This window comes from Rhodocytophaga aerolata (genome assembly GCF_030503435.1).
Classification (GTDB): domain Bacteria; phylum Bacteroidota; class Bacteroidia; order Cytophagales; family 172606-1; genus Rhodocytophaga; species Rhodocytophaga aerolata.
Genome location: NZ_JAUKPO010000056.1, coordinates 1 through 20,907, shown reverse-complemented (window position 1 = coordinate 20,907; position 20,907 = coordinate 1). Strand labels below are relative to the sequence as shown.

Below are 20,907 nucleotides of genomic sequence, written 5' to 3'. Positions count from 1 at the left end.
GAAATAGTCACAGTAGCATTACTAGTCCGGTTCCAGGCGAAAGCCGGCAAAGAAAAGGAAATTGAAGATTTCCTTTAATTATTCACAACAGACCTCTATCAGAAAACAGGATTTCTATTCCAAATTCGTAGGGCAGAAGGAGCCAGTCAATGGATTCGACTACTGGCGTAATAGAATCTATTGGTATATTGAAAATTCAGCGTTTGGGATCAAATGGGCAGGAATTTATGATAATCAAAATGCAAATCGAGAAAAAGAACCTATTGTGATTATTTTGGAAATAGTGTTGAAACAGCCAACTGGGCATTTATAGCTAGTTGAGTTCAAGAGGGGTAGCACTCAGATAGTAGCTTCAATCTGATATATCCAAAAAAAAATAGGGGTAGAAAATCTCCTTACATACTTTACTTCTAGAAAGAAAAGCTCATTTGTCCCTACATAATTGTCTTTATCCACTCGCAAAAAAGATGTTATCTATTTTAGATTAAAAGCAGTATTTTACATAATAAAACCAAATGTGGTATTTTATCTTAAAGTATGAACCTCAAAGTCATTTACTCTCTTAAAAACCTGTGGTAAAGAAGAGCTGGATTTAACTTGTTTCACTAACAGATAGTGGTAGGAATGCAGAGCCTAATTTACGCTAGTATGAAAAACATAATATTGATTAGTTCGTCCTTAATGAAGTATACGACATGAAAAGGATGCCTTTTTCACTTCAAAAATTTGTTTCAACAAATGGGTAGTTACAGCAAACTAACGCCTACGTTTTCCTTGCCACTTTCCGAAAACCAGGGAGCCTGACGCCCTCACTAAGATATTATTTTATTAAAGATAATTGAAGGCAAATTTCATTAGAAGCTATGTATTGAGTGTTGCAGAGATCTATTAGTGGATTAGATATTATAACTGGTGTTAACTCAACCAATTTACCTAGAAAAGAAAACCGGCAGTTAGTAGAGTATATCAAAAAATTATCTAAGCATAGCCACATAACTAAAGTGCTCAATCTTTTACACAAAGTACTGCAACATCAATTGACCACTATTTTAACGGTTTTGATTTATTTTCTCTCAACCCGTTAGGGTAAAGGCTTTCTTTTTCATCTATCTATTACCAGATGACATTAACCCACTATGGAACAGAAATTCTCCAAAAATACGTTATTTAACTTCTTCTCTGGCAATGCATCCCCTCTACAGAAAAAGGCGATAGAGGAGTGGCTGGAAGAAGAATCTAACCGGGAGTGGTTCGTCCAATGCAGGCTAATGGTGTAAGAGTCAAAAGGGAAAAGGAACAGATTACGAAAGCTAACTCAAAAATGCTCTACCAATAGTAGAGAATAGAGTTAATCAAAATTTTATAACATTAGTCCTCACTGAAAAGTGGATGGGTGATGAACATGGGTCAGTTCATACTATGGATTGCAGTATATACACATTTTATATAGGTTAGGCTGCATGAAGATAAGCTATAAATTATTCACTTATATCACTGTCAACCCAGATGTTGCAAGTAGAAGCAAAGCTTTCTAACGAAAGTGGCTAAAAATATGACGGCAATAAAGTTCTGTTATTCAATATATTAATACCTACTCATTTTATGTGCATACTTGTTCTAAGAACCTATCGCCATATTTTAATCACACTCTTTGTAAGTCAATCCTTTTTCAGCCCGGCTTTTTCGCAGCAAAAACCCATGCTATTGTGGTTTGATACGCCAGCCTATCAGCCCGAGCAATTCAGTTACAAAGCTAAAGAATTTACAAATCCCTTTCATTTTGAAGAGAAAGGATGGTTTGAAGCAATGCCTGTTGGTAACGGACGCTTAGGTGCTATGGTATATGGTGGTGTTTTTGGGGAAAGAATACAGCTCAATGAAGCAAGTCTATGGGACGGCTATCCACGTGATGCGGCTAATCCACTCTCGGCTAAAGCACTGCCCCAGGTTCAGCAATTGATGTTTGATGGTAAAATAGATGAATCCGAACAGTTAGCCGAGAAAACGATGCTTGGCATACCTCTTCGTATTAATCCTTATCAGTCCCTGGGCGATTTATTTATTGAGCACTTACATGATAAAGCGGATACAGTGTACACCCAATACCGGCGCTGGCTGAGCCTTGATTCGGCGGTAGCCGTTACGCAGTTTCAAATGAAGGGTGTCAATTACCGCCGGGAGGTATTTGCCTCTAACACAGACAGCGTGATTGTGATCTGGTTTAGTTGTGATAAACCCAATAATCTCAACCTTCGGATTAAGTTGATGCGGGAAAAAGATGCGGTGTCATCAGTTTCTACCTCTGAGCCAAACACTATAGCCATGCAAGGCCGGATACACCGCCTGGACGATAAAACAAAAAAACCTGTCGGGATGCGGTTCAATGCATACATCAAAGCTGTGAGTAACACCGGTAAAATAGCCGTGGCTAAAAATGGCGTGATGACAGTAAAAGAGGCAAGCGAACTTGTACTTTACATGACAGCAGCTACCAGTTATAATAAGAAAGATCCTTCCAGCTCCTGTTTGCAAATCATTAGAAAAGCTGCTAACCAACCAGTAACTACTTTATTTAGTGCACACCTCGCAGATTATCAATCGCTCTACAACCGGGTAAAGATTAATCTATCAGCCCAGGCAGATCCATTTGAACTTCCCCAGGATAAACGGCTGGCACGGGTTATTAAAAATAGTTTTGAAGACCCTTATCTGTCTGAGTTACTCTTTCAATACGGACGCTACCTGTTAATTGCCTCTTCCAGGAAAGGAGGATTGCCGGCCAATTTACAAGGTATCTGGAATCAGAGCATGAACCCACCCTGGAGTTCTGATTTTCATATCAACATAAATTTGCAGATGAATTATATGGCTGCTGAAGCGGTAAATCTCTCAGAATGTACCTTGCCACTATTCTCACTAATAGATTCGCTTGCCGTGCATGGCAAACATACAGCTAAAATGATGTATAATGCACGAGGTTGGGTGGTGCACCACTTGACGGATGTATTCTGGCGGACGGCTCCTGCGGATGGGGTAGTAGGGGTTTGGCCAATGGGAGGGGGCTGGCTGGCGCATCATCTGTTTGACCATTACCTGTTTTCACGTGATCAGACTTTTTTGCGTGACCGGGCATTTCCGCTTATGAAAGGAGCCGCCCAGTTCTACCTGGACTTTCTGGTACCAATTCCAGAAGGTATGCCAATGGCTGGCAAACTGGTCACCAATCCTTCGCATTCGCCAGAAAATGCCTTTGAGAAGGCGGATGGCAGCCAGTTTCAATTTACCTATGGTGCAACGATGGATATACAGATTTGCCGCGAATTATTTACCAGTTGCCTGCAAGCTATTGATGAGTTGAGTACCCCAGAAAAGCCTTTTGACCAACAATTTAAAGCGGAACTGAAAAAAGCACTCGCTAATCTTGCCCCCATGCAGATAAGCCCACGGACAGGGATTTTGCAGGAATGGATAGAGGACTATAAGGAGCCTGAAATTGGCCACCGCCATATTTCGCATCTCTACAGCTTGTTTCCCGGAAATCTAATCAATGCCCAGACACTAGACTTTTATGCAGCTGCCCGCAAATCGTTGGAAAGAAGACTTAAGGGTAATCCGAATTTTGCTACCGAAGAAGCCAAAAACCGCTATAAAAGTTATGGGAGTTACCTGGATGGCAAAAGTTTTGGCGGGTGGCAAAGTGTCTGGATTGCCATGATGTGGCTCCGCTTAGGCGAGGCAGAAGAGGCATACAAACATCACCAGTATCAGCTGAAATATGGAATGAAACCTAATTTATTTGGTGCTGCCTATCAGTTAGACGGCACTTTCGGATCTTCTAATGTGGTAGCCGAAATGCTGCTTCAGAGTAATACCGGTGCATTGAATTTACTTCCGGCATTGCCTAAGTTCTGGCAGGCAGGTTTTGTATCCGGACTACGGGCCAGAAATGGGTATGAAGTAGACATCAGGTGGGAAAAAAATCAACTTGCAGAGGCAAAGATTATTTCAAAAAATGGTGGCTTGTGCCGATTATTGGTAAGCAAGCCTGTGAAAGTATTTTTGAACGGCCAGGAAGTTGCGACAATAAAAAATAATCAGAATGAAATTACCTTTTCTACCCAGAAAGGAGATGTGTATACCATAAATGCTGCTCAACTCTGAATTGAGCATGTAAGTGCCTACCAAAGAAAATATACAGCCGGAATCTGATTAGAATACTAGCTCTATACTAGTATATTCGTACTTTGTAGAAAGTTAACACTAGAGATCACAAATAAACTTATATAATCATTTTATTTTTAAAGCAGGATTATTTTAATATTTTTTTGTTTTCATTAGGGTAAACAAGCGCTTTTTGCATCTATCTTTCTGGAAGAGCTACCACGCTACAACTACTTGAACCGATGCATAAAAACATTAACCTGTTTAAAGAAGACAATCGGAAGACATCACCTTTCATGTTGGGATCAGAGAGCGAAAATAAAGATGATACGTTTTTTGATAATGAGCGGTTTATACGGAAAACCTTTGAGGATGATCCAGAAAAAGGGTTTGAACTTCTCTTTAAAGCCTACTACCGGCCTTTGTGTAGCCATGCCGCACGTTATGTATACTCAAAAGAACTGGCAGAAGACTTAGTAGGAGAGGTGTTTGAAAAATTTTTCAAAAAACAACTTCACCTACAGGTAATTACCTCTTTCCAGGCCTATCTTTTCACGGCAGTACGTCACCAAGCCTTTCAACATCTGCGGACTGAATTCAGCCGCAAGAAAGTGGTGCCCCTGGGGGAGCATGATATTAATTGCCCGGTACTAACCCCACATCAATTGCTCCAGTATGACGAACTGTATCTGGAAATAGAAAAGACTATTCATTTATTATCTCCGCCTGTTCAAAGAGTGTTCCTGATGAGCCGTTTTGAAGGAAAGAAGAATGCGGTAATTGCCGAAGAATTGCAAATTTCCATTAAAACAGTAGAGGCACATATCACCAAGGTTCTTAAGCTTTTGCACAAAGTACTGCAACATCAGCTAACTACTGTTTTAGCTGTTTTACTATATTTTCTCTCATCCCGTTAGGGTAAAATCATTTTTTTTCATCTATCTATTACCAGATGACATTAACCCACTATGGAACAGAAATTCTCCAAAAATACGTTGTTCAACTTCTTCTCTGGAAATGCATCACCTCTGCAGAAAAAGGCGATAGAGGAGTGGCTGGAAGAAGAATCTAACCGGGAGTGGTTCTTTGAGTGGCTGAAAGAATGGGAAAATGAACACCCTCAATTTCTGGCTGATACTGACCTGGCTTACGAGCGTTTTAAGTTTAATCTGAAAACCGGAAGCAAGAAAAAAGAAGTCAGGTTGTTACACACAGCCCCTCACCGCAAGATAAGGGTATGGATGGTAGCCGCTTCTGTGTTGCTTTTACTATGCTGCAGTCTCTGGTTTTTACAAGATATTATTTTATACAAAACCTATACAACGGCTTTCGGCCAAATAAAAAGCATTACCCTTGAAGACAATAGCCGGGTGGCATTGAATGCCAATTCATCCCTCCGTGTACCCCGTTATAGTTTTGGCTATGGAGACAGGGTAGTATACCTGAAAGGAGAAGCTGAATTTTCAATTACACATACGCCTACTCATCAAAAATTCATCGTAACCACCCCAGATAAGTTATCAGTTGAGGTACTGGGAACAAAGTTTATTGTTTATTCAAGACCAAGGGGAAGTAAGGTGATTCTGCAAACAGGCAAAGTCCGCGTAAGTAATGCTTCTAACGAATCTCTTACGATTGCTCCCGGTGATGTGGTCTCGTTAGACCAGAAAGGGGCATTACAAAAGCAGCCAGCACAAAACGTAGAGAAGTACTCAGCATGGAAAGAGCGGCGTTTTATTTTCGACCATAGCACTTTAACAGAGATTACTTACCTGATTGAAGAAAACTTCGGTGTAAAAGTGTCTATTCCGGATACTGCCCTTGCCAATAGGAGCCTATCGGGAACCTTTCAGGCCAACAATGTCAAAGAAATGCTTGAAATGCTCTCCGATGTATCTGATCTTCAAATATCCCAGGAAGACAATGTTTATATTCTTAGAGCCAACGAATAACTAAATCATCTTTGAGTCTGCATAATCACAATAAAAATATATCTATTTAAAAATTGCATTTTTTCGAGTTAAAATGTTTGTTTTTTAATTTATTTATCCTACTAACATGAACGAAAAATTTACCCATTTACCCAGAGCTATTCTCCTGACAATGGCATTTTATATGATTATTCCATTGGTTTTTGCTCAAACACTCAGTATGGATAGTCCGGCCATTGAACGCAAAAAACTGCAAAAGCAATCGCTGCGGGGTGTACTACTTCTTCTCAAAGAACGCTACCAGGTTGACATTGTTTTTGACGATAAACTGGTAAATGGCCGCAGTATAGAAACCGATGTACTCAACAGTGATTTAAGCTTTGAAGAGAAACTTTCCAGTATTCTTAATGAAGTAGGATTGAGATATAAGAAAACCAGGAAGGATGTTTACTTAGTGATGGCTCCTAAGGCTGATAAAAAAACGGCTTCTGGCTATTCAGATAAACCTGATCTGACGCAAGATTCTCTTGAAGCTACTGCGAATCAGGCCGCTGAAAAAGAAACTTTTAAAGGTATAGAGATGCAGGTTGCTGTAAATATAAGAGGTAGGGTAAGTGATGAAAATGGCAATGGAATGCCAGGTGTAAGCATAGTGTTAAAAGGTACCACCATCGGAACTTCCACTGACAGTAATGGGGATTACGCTATATCTGTCCCGGATGAACAGAAAAATGGCATATTGCTTTTTAGTTTTATTGGCTACACCACAGCAGAGACACCTATCAACGGGCAAAGTACCATTAATGTACAATTGATGCCAGATATTAAAACCTTATCAGAGGTAGTAGTAATTGGGTACGGTACGCAAAAACAACGCGAAGTAACCGGCGCTGTTGGGTCAGTTACGACCAAGGATATTGCCGGTGTGGCAGTAACCGGCCTGGATCAGACTTTGCAGGGTAGAATAGCCGGTGTACAGGTCACCCAGAACTCGGGCGAACCGGGCGGTAATGTATCGGTGAGAATCCGTGGGCTGGGCTCCATCAATGGGAGCAATGAGCCGTTGTATATTGTTGACGGAGTGCCTTACGGGTCACTGAATGCCATTAATCCCAATGATATCGAACGCATAGATGTGCTCAAGGATGCGGCCTCGGCAGCCATATATGGTTCAAGGGGCAGCAATGGGGTAGTAATCGTCACCACCAAGCGCGGCGTGGCCGGAAAGGTCCAGGTAACGTTAGACGCCTATGCGGGAATCCAAAGTGCCTCACGGAAACTGGATTTGCTAAATGGCCCACAATTTGCCAGACTTGCCAATGAAAATCTGGTGAACGGTGGTAAAGACCCCAACCCCGCCTGGAGTAATCCAAGCACGGTGCCCAATACCGACTGGCAAGATCAAATCTTCAGACCAGCCCCCATACAGAGTTACAATGTGAATATATCTGGCGGAAGTGAGAAGTCCCGCTCACTGGTGTCAGTGGGTTATTTCGATCAGGGTGGTATTGTGGCCCAATCGTATTACAAACGCTACACGGCGCGGATAAACAACGATTTTGATATCTCACCTCGTTTTAAGGTAGGTCTCACGCTTAACGGTGCCTTCGAGGACAAGCGGGGAACCCGGACGGATGGAGGGAATGGAAGTAGTACCCAGGGCGGTTTGATAACAGCGGCTGTTTCTCAGCCGACTATACCGCTGGTTGCTCCCCAGGAAGGGCTGTTCAGCCTCAATCCGGATGGAAGCATCGATCCGACCGGTAATAATTATTATGGCTACGACGGAACGGTTTTCGTTACCAACGTCGCCACTCCCGTTTGGTACCCGCAAGGCTTAAGTCATCCGACGTATGCTTACGAAAAGCTTAGAGAAGAAAATTTTAAATCGCAGGAATTTCTGGCCGCTGCTTTCGGGGAATACGAACTGATCAAGGGCCTCAAGGTCCGTTCGGCCATCAACCTTACTTTTTACAATAGAAACAGTGAAAGTTTTTGGAAAGGCATGCCAGTTCCTATATTAGAAGGCAGGGGTCTTTACGGAAGTAATGCGCAATTATGGACCGGGCCTAACCAGGGCAATCAGTGGAACTGGATCAATACCGTTTCGTACGGCAAATCTGTTGGCAAGCATAATTTAACTGCCCTTGCGGGTATTGACGCTCTGAAAGGCACCAGCCAGGGTATCAGCATTAACACCCAAAAAAACCCCAATGACCAGCCATTTGTAGATGGTGCTCTGTTTTCCGACCGGACTGTATCCGGTGGTGCACCTGGCGAGTTTGCCCTGTTATCTTATTTAGGACGTGTCACCTATGATTACGCCGGTAAATATCTCCTCACGGCCAATATCCGCCGCGACGGATCCTCTAACTTCAACCCCGATGGCGATTATCAGTACGGGGTCTTCCCTTCGGTTTCGGTAGGCTGGTTGATGTCCGAAGAGTATTTTATGGCATCCATGCCATTTGTTAGCCAGCTGAAAATGCGGGCCAGTTATGGTGAGGTAGGTAACCAGGGTATACCAGCATTTCAGTACCTGAGCATTTATGCCAACGAGGGAAACCGGAGACGGTATCCTTTAGGCCTGAACCAGGACCCGGTTGTGGGCTTTTATCAGGATAGGATTGGTACAGCTGATATTCGTTGGGAAACATCTACCCAGGCCAATATTGGTATCGATGCTGCTTTCCTGGACAACAGCATCAGCCTGACGGCCGATTACTACGTGAAAAAGATTGATGATATGCTTGGTGAATTCCCGCTACCCGCCTATCTGGGCGTTCAGAATAATAGGATAATCAGAAATGGATTCTCTATGGAGAACAGCGGGATTGAAATTGCGTTGGGTTACAACCGCCAGTTCGGGGACCTTGGTTTCTCAACCGGTGTCAATTTCGCTACGTTGAACAATAAAGTAACGAAACTGACCAACAACGAAACCGGATACGTCTCTTCAAATATTTCGGCCGGCGACGATGGCGGGGCTGAAACCCGTACAAAAGTAGGCGAGCCGGTTGCTAATTTTTACGGCTATGTAACCGATGGCATTTTTCAGACCCAGGAAGAAGTAGATGCGAGCGCTATGAGCGGCTTAGCAGACGTAAAGCCTGGCGACCGCCGGTACAAAGACCTGAACGGCGATGGAGTAATTAATGATCGGGATAGGACGATTATCGGCAACGGGCTGCCTAAATATACTTTCGGTTTCAACATGAATGTGAATTTCAAAGGCTTTGACCTTTCCGTCTTGCTAAATGGCCAGGCTGGTCTTGAGATTGCCAACCAAACCAAATACTGGCTAAGCCATATGAAGTACAGCAACACGGCCGGAGGAATCAACAACGGCTTTACGGATTTATTGGAAAGCTGGACGCCTGAGAACAGGAGCAATACCTTTACACGCAATACCCACGATGCTGCCCGTTCCAACAGATGGTTTTCGGACTTCAACATTGAAAACGGCACCTTCCTTAGGGTGCGTAATGTACAACTAGGCTACACGCTTCCGGAAGCAATCTCCCGGATGGTGCGCATGAATCGCGCCCGCATATATGTAGCGGCTCAGAACCTGTTTACCTTCACAGAGTATAGTGGTTATGACCCGGAAATGGGAAGCCGTGTTTCCAATGGTAGGGGCAATGCCCTGCAGACTGGTGTGGACTTTGGCCGTTATCCAGTCTCAAGAATGTTCACTGGGGGGATCAATTTCCAATTCTAAATGGCTAACTAAACCCATCACAGCTTTAACATTTACTAATCTTATTTAATGACCTATGAAAAAGGCACTTGTTTATACTGCAATTCTCACCTTGCTTACAGTGTGGTCGTGCAAAGATAAATTTCTTGAATTCAACCCTCCGCCCAATCAGTTCACAGATGTTACCTTTTTTAAAACGGCTGAGCAGTTCAATTCTTTCATCATCGGAACGTACACCGAATTGCTCAGATTCACCGATTGGACTCAAATGATGGGATATATTTCTCAGGAAGCACGTCCCAAGAGCACAATACCTATGGATCTTACTGCTTACATGGTACCTACGCAAGACAGAATCAGCAATTACTGGCAATCGATGTATGTGATCGGTAGCCGGGCGAATATTCTGCTTGCAAAGCTGGAGGAAGCCCCGGCAACGTTAAGCGAGGCTGACAGGGCAAGAATTGAGGGAGAAACCAAGTTCCTCCGTGGATTTGCGTACTTTAATATCGCACGCGCCTTCGGCAACGCTCCACTGCTGTTGGAGACTTATTCTATCTCACAAACTACAGTGGAATGTACGCCAGAAGACCAGATATGGGACCAAGTAATTGCGGATTTAACGGTAGCCAGCCAGAACCTGCCCACACGGGCAGAATGGGGTGACGCCAACTATGGACGGGCTACCAAAGGCGCAGCAATGGCTTTCCTGGCCAATGCCTACATGTACAAAAAAAACTGGGAGGCTGCGGCCAAAGCCTCTGAAGACCTGATAGCCTTGAATAATTATAAATTGGCGACTACTCCACGCGCGGGATTTACGGAAGCGTTAACCCCGGAAAATACCGGTGAGTCTATCTTTGAAGTTCAATACAGGGAGGGAGGTTTCGAATGGTCCAATCAAGTTCAAACCGGATCCCTGATCGGGGCCTTTACCGCACCCGATGGTATCTCGGGTGATTATGCGCCGTTTGGCGGTTGGGGAGAAATGGTTCTTGGTCAGGACTTAAGGAACTCAATGGACCCCCTTGACGAAAGACGAAGCTTGATTGTGAGGGAAGGCGAAACCTACAAAGGCGAGCGGATGACTGAACCCGTTATCCTCGGTACTACATTTAAGCTAACCCAGAAGAACGTCGATTTTTCAACCAAGTATTGGCTGGGGAAATCCGGCGATGTGGATGGTTCCAATGTTCCGCTGATGCGTTACGCAGAGTTTTTGCTAAACTACGCAGAAATTCTGTTTGAGCAAGGCAAAACCACGGAGGCCTACGCTCAGCTTAATGCTGTCAGAAGCCGGGCCAAACTACCTGATCTGGCTGTATCCAGCGACAGGGAGATGTTTATGAGGGCTCTAATGAACGAACGCCGCTGGGAACTGAATACGGAACCCAACATGTGGTTTTATTACACCCGTACCGGTAGACTTAAAGATTTAAAGGATGCCCAAGGCCAACCATACGATCCTAAATATAACAAGTTTCCTATCCCTCAGTCGGAACGTGATCAGAATCCCAACCTTTGTCAGAACGAAGGGTATTAATCAGACTCATTGTTAGCTTTAAAAGTTTAAATACTGTTTTCTCTTGTTGGTTTTATAGCAGTACTTCTAGGAAAGCCAATGATATACAAGCTACAACCTGTGAGATTTAGTAATTCTCACAGGTTGTAGCTTAAAATTTAAGTAGCTGTACATGCGCAAATCTGGAATGCTTTCTGAAAATGTTAATGATCTACTTCATGAAGTTTCTACGAAATGAATATTATTTGCCGGGAGTACTATTTGCCCTTCTGTGTGCATGTCAAGCCTCTGACAAACAAAAAACAGAAAAAACATTATTTGAACTTATCCCTTCCCAAAAGACCGGAATCTTTTTTGAGAATACCCTTAAACCGGATATTGACAACAATATTTTGGAATATGATTATTTTTATAATGGTGGGGGAGTAGCTGCCGCTGACTTTAACAACGACGGCCAAACAGACCTTTTTTTTTCCGGCAATCAGGTGGCCGGCAAGTTGTTTATTAATAAAGGTAATTTCAAGTTTGAAGATGTCACCGCTGCGTCTGGCATCCGGACAAGTGGATGGTGCACAGGAGTAAGTGTAGCCGACGTGAATGGGGATGGCTGGCCGGATATGTATGTATCTCATGCGGGTTTAGCAAATACACCTAACCAGCTTTTTATCAATGTGGGAAAGCAGGAGGGAGGAGGAATAAAATTCATAGAAAAAGCCAAGGAATATGGCCTTGACTACCAGGGGTTCTCCACCCAGGCAGCGTTTTTTGACTATGACCGGGACGGCGACCTGGATATGTACCTGCTCAATCATTTTCATGAAAAGAAAAACCCCAATTATCCCAAAACTAAAGTTGTAGATGGGTCGGCTCCGAGCAACGATAAGCTCTTCAGAAATAACGGAAACAATACGTTTGCCGAAGTGAGCAAGGTAAGTGGGATTACGCACGAAGGCTTTGGCCTGGGTATGGCTATAGCTGACCTCAACCACGATAATTGGCCAGACATATATGTTGCCAACGATTTTGCCTATGATGATTTAGTGTATATCAATAATGGGGATGCTACCTTCACAGAGAAGGCTAAACAATACCTGAAGCATACCTCCCGCTTTGCTATGGGATGCGATATAGCTGATTTCAACAACGATTTGTTACCAGATATTTACGTAGTGGATATGCTTCCCGACGATAACAAACGCCAGAAACTGATGAGCATTGGCATTACCAATTATGTTTTTAATTATTCCCTGCAACAGGGTTATCTTCCTCAATATGCCAGAAATACCCTGCAACTTCACAATGGTTTGCTCCCCAACGGGGATATTTCATTTTCGGAGATTGGGCAGCTGGCAGGTGTCTATAAAACCGACTGGAGCTGGTCGGCGCTGTTTGCTGATCTGGATAATGATGGCTGGAAAGACCTCTTTGTTTCCAATGGCATTCCAAAGGATATCACTAATATGGATTTTACCATGTATCGCAGCGGGCAAGTCAACCAGAGTTCCTATAACTATAATGAAGTTAAAAGGCAACTGTTAAAGGAGTTAGAAGGGCTGGAAACAGTAGATAAGCCTAATTTCGTTTTCCGGAACAAAAGGGATTTAACATTTGAAGATAAAAGCCAGGATTGGGGACTAGATAAAAAGGGCTTTTCCAATGGAACTGCATTAGCCGATCTGGATAATGACGGCGACCTGGACCTTGTGACGAATAATATTGATGCCGAGCCCTTTATTTTTAAAAATAACAGTGAGAAGTTTAACAAAAACAATTACCTGACTATCCAGTTAAAAGGCCATTTCTCACAGGGCACAAAACTAAAAGTAGTGCATGGCCGAAACCAGCAATACCTGGAGCACAATCTATACCGTGGCTTTCAATCTACCCAGGAGGACAAGTTGCATATTGGTTTGGGACAAGATACCCTGATTGATGTACTGGAAATTGTGTGGCCCGATGGGCGCTATCAACGTATTACCGGGGTTGCTGCCAATCAAACACTCGTTCTGGAGCACGGGAATGCAGAAGTCAAACATGCTGATTGTTCAATGGTAACAGATACTCTGTCAGCATCTCCTCTTTTTGAGGACATTACTGCATCCTCAGGACTGAACGTGATTCATCAGGAAAATAAGTATGAGGACTTCAATCTTGAACCGCTGCTGCCTCACCGGTTTTCCAGGAATGGACCTCAACTGGCTAGCGGAGATATGAATGGGGATAGACTGGAAGATTTCTGGATGAGTGGCTCAGCCTCTATTGCCGGAAAATTATTTTTTCAACAAAAAGACGGATCGTTTATCAGCAAAGATATGCCAGACCCAGGCTTTGAAGATGCCCAGGGATTGCTCTTTGATGCCGATAATGACCAGGACCTGGATTTATATGTGGTTTCTGGCGGCAACGAATACAACCCCTTGACGGCTACCTACCAGGACCGGCTGTATCTGAATGACGGCCGCGGAAATTTTACCTCTGGCAAAGAGAGTATACCAGTTGAGTACGCCAGTGGTAGTTGTGTACAGCCAGCCGACTTTGACGGAGATGGCGATATAGATTTATTTGTGGGAGGTAGAGTAGTTCCTGGGCGTTACCCGCTTATACCAGAAAGCTTTCTGTTATTAAATGACGGAGAGGGGAAATTTAGTAACATTACTCAGTGGGTATGTCCTGCGCTAAGCAGGATAGGGATGGTTACGGATGCTTTATGGGTGGATGTGGATGATGATCAATTTCCGGAGCTGATGGTAGTGGGCGAATTCATGCCTGTTACTATATTCAAAAACAATAAAGGAACCACTTTGGAAAGACTAGAAGGTTCCGGTTTGGATAGACTGAGCGGATGGTGGTATAGTATTGAAAAAGCAGACTTTGATAATGATGGCGACGAGGATTTTATCGCCGGTAATCTAGGGCTAAACAACCGATGGAAGGCAAAGCCGGCTACTCCTGTCAGGCTCTATGCCAAACCATTATCTGATGTTTCTGTTTTACCAATTCTAACGTATTTCTTGGATAAACAAGAACATACCATAGCAAATAGGGATCAGATAGCTAGTATGTACCCCGCCATTAAAGCCCAGTTTAATAATTATCAATCTTTTGCTACACAAACATTTGCTGGGATATTCCCGAAAGAGGAATCTGATAAGTTCAACATGTGGGAGGCCATGGAAATGCGTTCCATGTATATAGAAAACAAGGGCAACTGGCAATTTGCTTTTCATCCGCTACCTATGGAAGCGCAGTTTGCGCCTGTGCAAACCATACAAACAGGCGATTTTAATACCGATGGAAACACAGACGTTTTACTGTTAGGCAATGATTATACACCTGATTTTATGACCGGACGGTATGATGCATCACCTGGCCTGGTGCTTATAGGTAACGGACATGGACAGTTTACAAAATTACCTTACTCCCTTAGTGGCTTCTCTATTCAGGAAGATATCCGCTCTTCTATACAAATTGGGGTAAACGGAAAAAAAAGCTTTGTAATTGGCTCTAATGCGGCAGCCTTGAAAATAGTTCGCTGGACAGGCAACGTAAGTATGGGCCAGGTTGAAATTCTTTCAAAGGAATAGAAAAATGATTATACTAATTATTGCATATGTGTAACTTGGATTGTCCCCTTAAAATTCCTCCTAACACTAAAGTAGGACAAAAGGGATAGAAAACTTGTCACAGAAAGTAAGTGAAAACGTTTATTTTCCCTTCATGCCCATATATGAAGTTTCATTATTAGAGGAATTGATTTAACAGGTCTTTTCAATTACAGCTTTTAGGCCTCAAGGCACACATATACTTATGCAAGACCTTCATCAGCAGGCTATAGGTAGAATACTTCTGAGAAATTCTATACTTTTATTGTAAGGTCTTGATTAACAAAAAGAAGCGTTTTTTTATATTAATCTTATTTATGCGATATTACTTCCTGGTCATTATATTCTGGTTCATTCACGTTGTACCAGCTTTTGCTCAAACTAAAAAATAGCTGCTGCAGCCTCTTCAATATATCCGCCCATGTTGCTTTGGTATAAGCCTGCTACTTTACCCGATACCTTGCATGATAAAATGGGTAGTGAATACTAATAAGCATGATGTCTGGAACCGAAGCTATATTTCTAATACCCTATAGAAAACAGCTTTGTTGATAGCTTTATTTTCGATAACTTATCAGGTGCTGGTTTAACTCCATGCTTACTTCAAAAATATATTTATACCAACCCTCAACTCACAGAAAAGACATGCTTGTCAATAGTGGCCAAAGGTATTTTAACTCAATTCTTATTTTCTTGTTTACGGTAGCCCTTTTCAGCGCTTGCACTACCAAGGATTATTCTTCATCACAAAGTGCTTCTCCCACTTGGAAAGACGAAAAGCTGGAGATGAAGCGGTTCACGAAAGTGAAGCTGGCAGAAGACTTTGATGAACCATCGGAAATAGCGGTAACAGATGAAGGCAAAGTCATTCTCATTGAAAGAAAAGGCGGTATCAAATTATATTCCCCACATACGAACACAATAAAACAATTGGGGAATCTTACTGTGTATAGCGGCCAGGAGGATGGTCTGTTAGGTGTGGCTCTGGACCCGCAGCACATGCGCAATGGGTATGTGTATTTTTACTATTCTCCTACTGGTGAGAAACCCATGCAGCGTGTTTCACGCTTTACCCTGCAAGGAGATAGCCTCCTGTTGAACTCAGAAAAGGTTCTAATAGAAATACCTACCCAACGGCAGGAATGTTGCCATTCGGCAGGTTCCCTGGCCTTTGGTCCGGATGGCAATTTGTTTATTGCTGTAGGAGACAATACTAATCCGCACAATCCGGGGTATTATAATTCTATAGACGAGCGGAAAGGACGGGAAAACTGGGATGCCCAGCGCACAGCCGGAAATACCAATGATTTGCGGGGAAAAATTCTGCGTATTCATCCCGAGGAAGATGGCAGCTATACCATACCTAAAGGAAATCTTTTTGCAGAAGGCACAGAAAATACACGACCCGAAATATATGTGATGGGTTGCCGTAACCCTTACCGTATTTCTGTGGATGCCAAGCGAGGCTGGTTGTACTGGGGTGATGTAGGCCAGAATACGGTAGATAATCCAAAAAGGGGACCTGTCAGTTATGATGAGTGGAATGTAGCTAGGGAAGCAGGATTTTTTGGATGGCCCTATTTTGCAGGTCCCAATGCAGCCTATGCTGATTTTGATTTTGCTACAGAAAAGATCGGCCCCTTTTTCGACCCTCAAAAGCCGGTAAATGAGTCAGTAAATAATACCGGTCTTACGAATCTTCCGCCGGCTAAAAGTGCCCTTATCTGGTACTCTTATGATGAATCACCTGATTTTAACTATTTAGGTACAGGTGGCAAATCTCCGGTGGCAGGCCCGGTATATTACAGCGACCACTATGAAAAAAAGACTAACGATACTACCAAACACCTGCCGGCTCATTACGATGGTAAATTCTTTATAGCCGAATGGATGCGGGACTGGATCAATGTCGTTACCCTTACGCCAGATGGCAAAGTAGATAGTATAGAAAGGTTCATGCCAGACACCAAACTCAATCATCCCATAGACCTGGAAATAGGACCTGATGGCGTGTTATATGTGTTGGAATATGGTACCTACTGGTTTGCCAAAAATAAAGATGCCGGCTTGTACCGCATAGAATACAATCGTGGAAACCAGGCCCCTATAGCAGTGTTTAAAACGGATAAGTCTACTGGAGGTTTTCCACTTACAGTGCGTTTTTCTTCAGAAGGAAGTTATGATCCTGATTCATCTGCGCTTTCCTATCAATGGTATTTCGATAAAAAGGAAGCACAATCCAAAGAGGCAAACCCAACCTTTACTTTTGAGCGTGCCGGTACGTACACGGTGCGGCTGGTAGTGTCGGATAAGGAAGGAAAAAAGGGTGAGAAAAAGCTGCAAATCAAAGCAGGCAATACCGAGCCGGAAGTGGTACTGGCTGTAGATGGCAACAGTAGTTTTTACTTCAATAATACACCTATCCATTATAAGCTCAATATTATAGACAAAGAAGACGGCAGCCTACAAAGCGGGGAGATAAAAGAGCAAGACGTAAAAGTTACCCTTGCCTACCATACCATGGGCCCGGACTTAACTATGGTTGCACAGGCGCATGAATCTTCGCCAGTAAACCTGCCAGGCCAGGCATTGATGGAAAAAAGCGATTGTAAGTCCTGCCATGCCATGAAAGAAAAATCTGTGGGGCCAAGCTATGTTGCTATTGCCGAAAGGTATAAAAAAGAAGAAGCTACCATAAAAAAACTCGCAGAAAAAGTAATTTCAGGGGGTAGCGGCGTTTGGGGAGAGTATGTAATGTCTGCTCACCCGCAGCTTTCCATTGAGCAAGCATCTGATATAGTTACCTATATTTTGTCTGTGAATGAGCAGTCAGAAGCTACCCGTACAGTGGCTCCCACAGGAATCATTAAACCAGTAAAAACCAATAAAGGAGAGGCCGGAGGTGAATATATACTTTCGGTAAGCTACCAGGACAAAGAAGCAATGGGTGTGGGCTCAAATCTGGTGAAGAAAAACTTTTACTTCAAATCTCCTAAGCTAAAAGCCATCAACTCAAATGATGATAAGGCTGTAGCAAAGTTAAGCGAAGGCGTTATCCGCTTTGCAGAAAACGGCTCGTGGATTATGTTCAAGGATGTTGACCTCGCTGTTCTTTCTTCTGTAGTCTACAAGGTAGATCCTTCACAAATAGGAGGGAGGTTGTCCTTACATATAGACAGGCCAGATGGAAAGGAACTATCCAGTGTAGAGGTGGGACAGGCAAAAAAATCACAGAAAACAGGCGCAGATCAAAAAGATACTAAATGGAAGGAGGTGTCAGGTAAATTACTTCCCCAGAAAGGAGTTTATGACATTTACATTGTCTACCATGACCCCAAAAACGCCCAATCCAGTATGTGGACCACGCTGTACCTTGACTGGATAGAATTCCGGAAGTAACCAACAAGATTAAAAACTCAGGATAGTATTTTTTTAAACCAAACTTATATGATGCTCTCTTATTATAAATATGTATCTCTTACGGCTATTTGCTTTTTACTTGGATTTACCCTACCAAGGCATTTATCTGGGCATCTCCTAGCTAAAAAGGAATCAGTAAAGCAGAAGGAAAAATGGACTCGTATATTTGATGGCAAAACCTTAAAGGGATGGCATGCCATACCGGGAGGCGAATGGAAAGTGGAGGATGGAGCCATAGTAGGAAGAAGCAACAAAACAGATCAACGGCATGGGTTGCTGGTAACAGATAAGAGCTACCAGGATTTTGAGATACGCATCCATTACAAAGCTATTAAAGGGAATAGCGGATTGTACTTTCGGGTAGATGAAGTAGGAGGTGTGGTGGGCGTAAACGGTTTTCAAGCCGAAATAGATCCCGAAAGGGATGCAGGTGGCTTATATGAAACTGGTGGCAGAGCATGGGTGGTGCAACCAACGGCAGAAGATGTAAAAAAGTGGTATAAGCCTGATGCGTGGAATCAAATGACAGTTAGGGCAGAAAAAGGTCATATTGTAGTACATGTAAATGGACATAAAACAGCCGAACTTTTCAATGATCCGGGCAGACTGAAAGGTCATATTGCCCTTCAATTACATGGGGGCCAGGACATGCATGTGCTTTTCAAGGATATTGAATTGAGAGGACTATAAAATGTGGTTCAAAGTTATATACCCTTCAGCTCCTTTTAAAATAATCATCCGTTAGAGGCATGCGCATCTAAAAGTTGGCTGGGGGTATGTAACAATTAAGTGTGTAAACAGGCTTATCAACACAATTAATTTATGCCAATGAACCTATCCAAGTCATTAACGGCTCTTATTCTTATCTCATTGCTTGCGGCTTGCTCACCTAAAGAGCCTACACTTACCCTGCACCGTGAAATAAACTATCCGGAAAGCAAAGTAATCAAACGCCTGGTGTGGGAAAGTGAGCCATCTAAGTATCCCGGTAGCGGAACGGATATGCATTGGTGGACTTGGGGCATTGACAGCTGTTTATATGTGATTGATGATGATGGAGCCAACTTTGGTGGGCCAGGATGGTATGCCCATTTGTTGAAGTCAGAAGGAGTTCCACCAAATCATACCCTGGAAACAGTTACCGATTTTCAATTTTATGACTTTAGGGCCAATCTTCCCGACAAACTAATAAGAAGATACGTTTGCGGCGTGGTAGCAGTAGATACTAACGTCTACGTAAGCATCTATGATTACGATTGGAATATCCCTTCAAAACCGGTCAACCGCGATACCCTTGTTAAACTACTTAAACAATTTCACCCATGGGAGCAGATGAGCCCTCCGGTAAGAAACCAGGTTGGCTTCATCGACGGATTTTCAAAAAATTATGGGGTAGCCGGAATCATCCAATCCAAAGACCTTGGAAAAACCTGGACTAACCTGCCGGGAAAAGATACGCCCAATTTTTTGGGTCCAGGTTTGGTGCCCCAGCATTTTTAACCTTTAGGCCAGGAAATACGCAAACTCCCGAAGATCTTAATCCCTATATGTATATGATATCCAACGATGGAAACTGGGCATCAGGTGATCATGTATTTTTAGGAAGGGTTCATAGAGATAGTATTATTATCCGCAGCGCCTGGCATTTTTATCAGGGCAAGACCAAGGCTAATAAGCCTCTTTGGACAAGGGAAGAAAAAGCAGCCAGCCCTATTTTTTCTGATCCAGGTCATGTTGGCCATCCAACCATTACCTATAAAGCACTTAAGCGGTACATTCTTTGTATATCAAGCGATATGATTCCACATCGGGAAAATGCCTCAGCCGAAGAGACCAACAAGTGGAACTGGGAGTCGGAAATGCAGTTGTACGAAGGGCCTACTCCATGGGGCCCCTGGTTTATCTTTCACAATGAAAAACAATGGGGAGGAAAAGAGCATACTGCCTACCTTCCGCAAATGCTATCTAATTGGCTAAGCAAGGATGGATTATCTGGAAGTATTCTTTTTGCAGGCGACTATGTGAAAAGGAAAGCGGAATACTATGGGTTTATGACTCAGCAGTTTCGTTTAGAACTTAAATAACCATTGTTAATCCATATTGGCTTTGATGAATGAAACAACATCTTCATGGTATATTTATACAGTAAGCATTTATGCTAAAATGGCTTAGTCAGCCATTTTAGCAATATAAGTGTAAAGAGATGCCAATGAGTATGGCCATTTATGCGCTCTTAAATGGTGCTAAATATGAGCATCGAGCCTAAAAAAGTGTCTGGTCCTCTAATTCTCGTACAGAAATGGGCAAGAAGATAATGTTAAAAAATCATAGCTTTAAGTTACCTGAAAGGAGCCTATTTTATACCTTATATTAGATATTTAAAACCAATTTGTTTCTCTACATATTTATATTAATCGCTTTTAAGTGATTGCCCACACTTTTGAGGAAGACTGGTAGTAAGTGTTTTCTTCAAACTGAAATAGTAGATCTATGTAAAGTAAGTATGGGGACAATAATAAGTTAAGCTATAAATTAAAATCAGAGAAATGAATACATAAAGATTTACCTATA

At 42.8% G+C, this 20,907-nt stretch carries 11 protein-coding genes; all 11 read left to right on the top strand.

Annotation, left to right across the window (positions count from 1 at the left end):
• The first annotated feature begins 1,136 nt into the window (after window positions 1-1,136).
• The 11 genes from Q0590_RS34240 to Q0590_RS34190 all read left to right on the top strand — a co-directional run bounded on the left by Q0590_RS34240 (window position 1,137) and on the right by Q0590_RS34190 (window position 20,420).
• Window positions 1,137-1,277, top strand: coding sequence for a hypothetical protein (locus tag Q0590_RS34240; RefSeq protein WP_302042184.1), 141 nt, complete (start codon window positions 1,137-1,139; stop codon window positions 1,275-1,277).
• A gap of 325 nt (window positions 1,278-1,602) precedes the next feature.
• Complete coding sequence (locus Q0590_RS34235) at window positions 1,603-4,161, top strand: glycoside hydrolase family 95 protein (RefSeq protein WP_302042183.1); 2,559 nt, start codon at window positions 1,603-1,605, stop codon at window positions 4,159-4,161.
• Between the two features lie 242 nt (window positions 4,162-4,403).
• Complete coding sequence (locus tag Q0590_RS34230; RefSeq protein WP_302042182.1) at window positions 4,404-5,078, top strand: RNA polymerase sigma-70 factor; 675 nt, start codon at window positions 4,404-4,406, stop codon at window positions 5,076-5,078.
• Between the two features lie 51 nt (window positions 5,079-5,129).
• Complete coding sequence (locus Q0590_RS34225) at window positions 5,130-6,113, top strand: FecR family protein (protein WP_302042181.1); 984 nt, start codon at window positions 5,130-5,132, stop codon at window positions 6,111-6,113.
• Window positions 6,114-6,219: 106 nt separating this feature from the next.
• Window positions 6,220-9,813, top strand: a complete 3,594-nt coding sequence (locus tag Q0590_RS34220; protein ID WP_302042180.1) for a SusC/RagA family TonB-linked outer membrane protein — start codon at window positions 6,220-6,222, stop codon at window positions 9,811-9,813.
• 55 nt (window positions 9,814-9,868) lie between these two features.
• A complete protein-coding gene (locus Q0590_RS34215; protein ID WP_302042179.1) occupies window positions 9,869-11,335 on the top strand; it encodes a RagB/SusD family nutrient uptake outer membrane protein in 1,467 nt (488 codons plus the stop codon).
• 197 nt (window positions 11,336-11,532) lie between these two features.
• Entirely contained in the window at window positions 11,533-14,898 is a 3,366-nt protein-coding gene (locus Q0590_RS34210; protein WP_302042178.1) for a VCBS repeat-containing protein, read from the top strand.
• 663 nt (window positions 14,899-15,561) lie between these two features.
• Window positions 15,562-18,315: a PQQ-dependent sugar dehydrogenase gene (locus tag Q0590_RS34205; RefSeq protein WP_302042177.1), complete on the top strand. Its 2,754-nt coding sequence runs from the start codon at window positions 15,562-15,564 to the stop codon at window positions 18,313-18,315.
• Window positions 18,316-18,363: 48 nt separating this feature from the next.
• Window positions 18,364-19,026, top strand: coding sequence for a 3-keto-disaccharide hydrolase (locus tag Q0590_RS34200; RefSeq protein ID WP_302042176.1), 663 nt, complete (start codon window positions 18,364-18,366; stop codon window positions 19,024-19,026).
• 138 nt (window positions 19,027-19,164) lie between these two features.
• Window positions 19,165-19,836, top strand: coding sequence for a hypothetical protein (locus Q0590_RS34195; protein ID WP_302042175.1), 672 nt, complete (start codon window positions 19,165-19,167; stop codon window positions 19,834-19,836).
• 53 nt (window positions 19,837-19,889) lie between these two features.
• On the top strand, window positions 19,890-20,420 hold the full coding sequence (locus Q0590_RS34190) for a glycoside hydrolase family 183 protein (RefSeq protein WP_302042174.1): 531 nt from the start codon (window positions 19,890-19,892) through the stop codon (window positions 20,418-20,420).
• Window positions 20,421-20,907: the final 487 nt, after the last annotated feature.

Excerpts from the sequence above, each read along its gene's own strand:
- Q0590_RS34235 (WP_302042183.1), top strand. The coding sequence starts at position 1,603 with ATGTGCATACTTGTTCTAAGAACCTATCGCCATATTTTAATCACACTC.
- Q0590_RS34195 (WP_302042175.1), top strand. The coding sequence starts at position 19,165 with ATGAACCTATCCAAGTCATTAACGGCTCTTATTCTTATCTCATTGCTT.
- Q0590_RS34215 (WP_302042179.1), top strand. The coding sequence starts at position 9,869 with ATGAAAAAGGCACTTGTTTATACTGCAATTCTCACCTTGCTTACAGTG.
- Q0590_RS34205 (WP_302042177.1), top strand. The coding sequence starts at position 15,562 with ATGCTTGTCAATAGTGGCCAAAGGTATTTTAACTCAATTCTTATTTTC.
- Q0590_RS34200 (WP_302042176.1), top strand. The coding sequence starts at position 18,364 with ATGATGCTCTCTTATTATAAATATGTATCTCTTACGGCTATTTGCTTT.
- Q0590_RS34220 (WP_302042180.1), top strand. The coding sequence starts at position 6,220 with ATGAACGAAAAATTTACCCATTTACCCAGAGCTATTCTCCTGACAATG.
- Q0590_RS34240 (WP_302042184.1), top strand. The coding sequence starts at position 1,137 with ATGGAACAGAAATTCTCCAAAAATACGTTATTTAACTTCTTCTCTGGC.
- Q0590_RS34190 (WP_302042174.1), top strand. The coding sequence starts at position 19,890 with ATGATATCCAACGATGGAAACTGGGCATCAGGTGATCATGTATTTTTA.
- Q0590_RS34225 (WP_302042181.1), top strand. The coding sequence starts at position 5,130 with ATGGAACAGAAATTCTCCAAAAATACGTTGTTCAACTTCTTCTCTGGA.
- Q0590_RS34210 (WP_302042178.1), top strand. The coding sequence starts at position 11,533 with ATGAAGTTTCTACGAAATGAATATTATTTGCCGGGAGTACTATTTGCC.
- Q0590_RS34230 (WP_302042182.1), top strand. The coding sequence starts at position 4,404 with ATGCATAAAAACATTAACCTGTTTAAAGAAGACAATCGGAAGACATCA.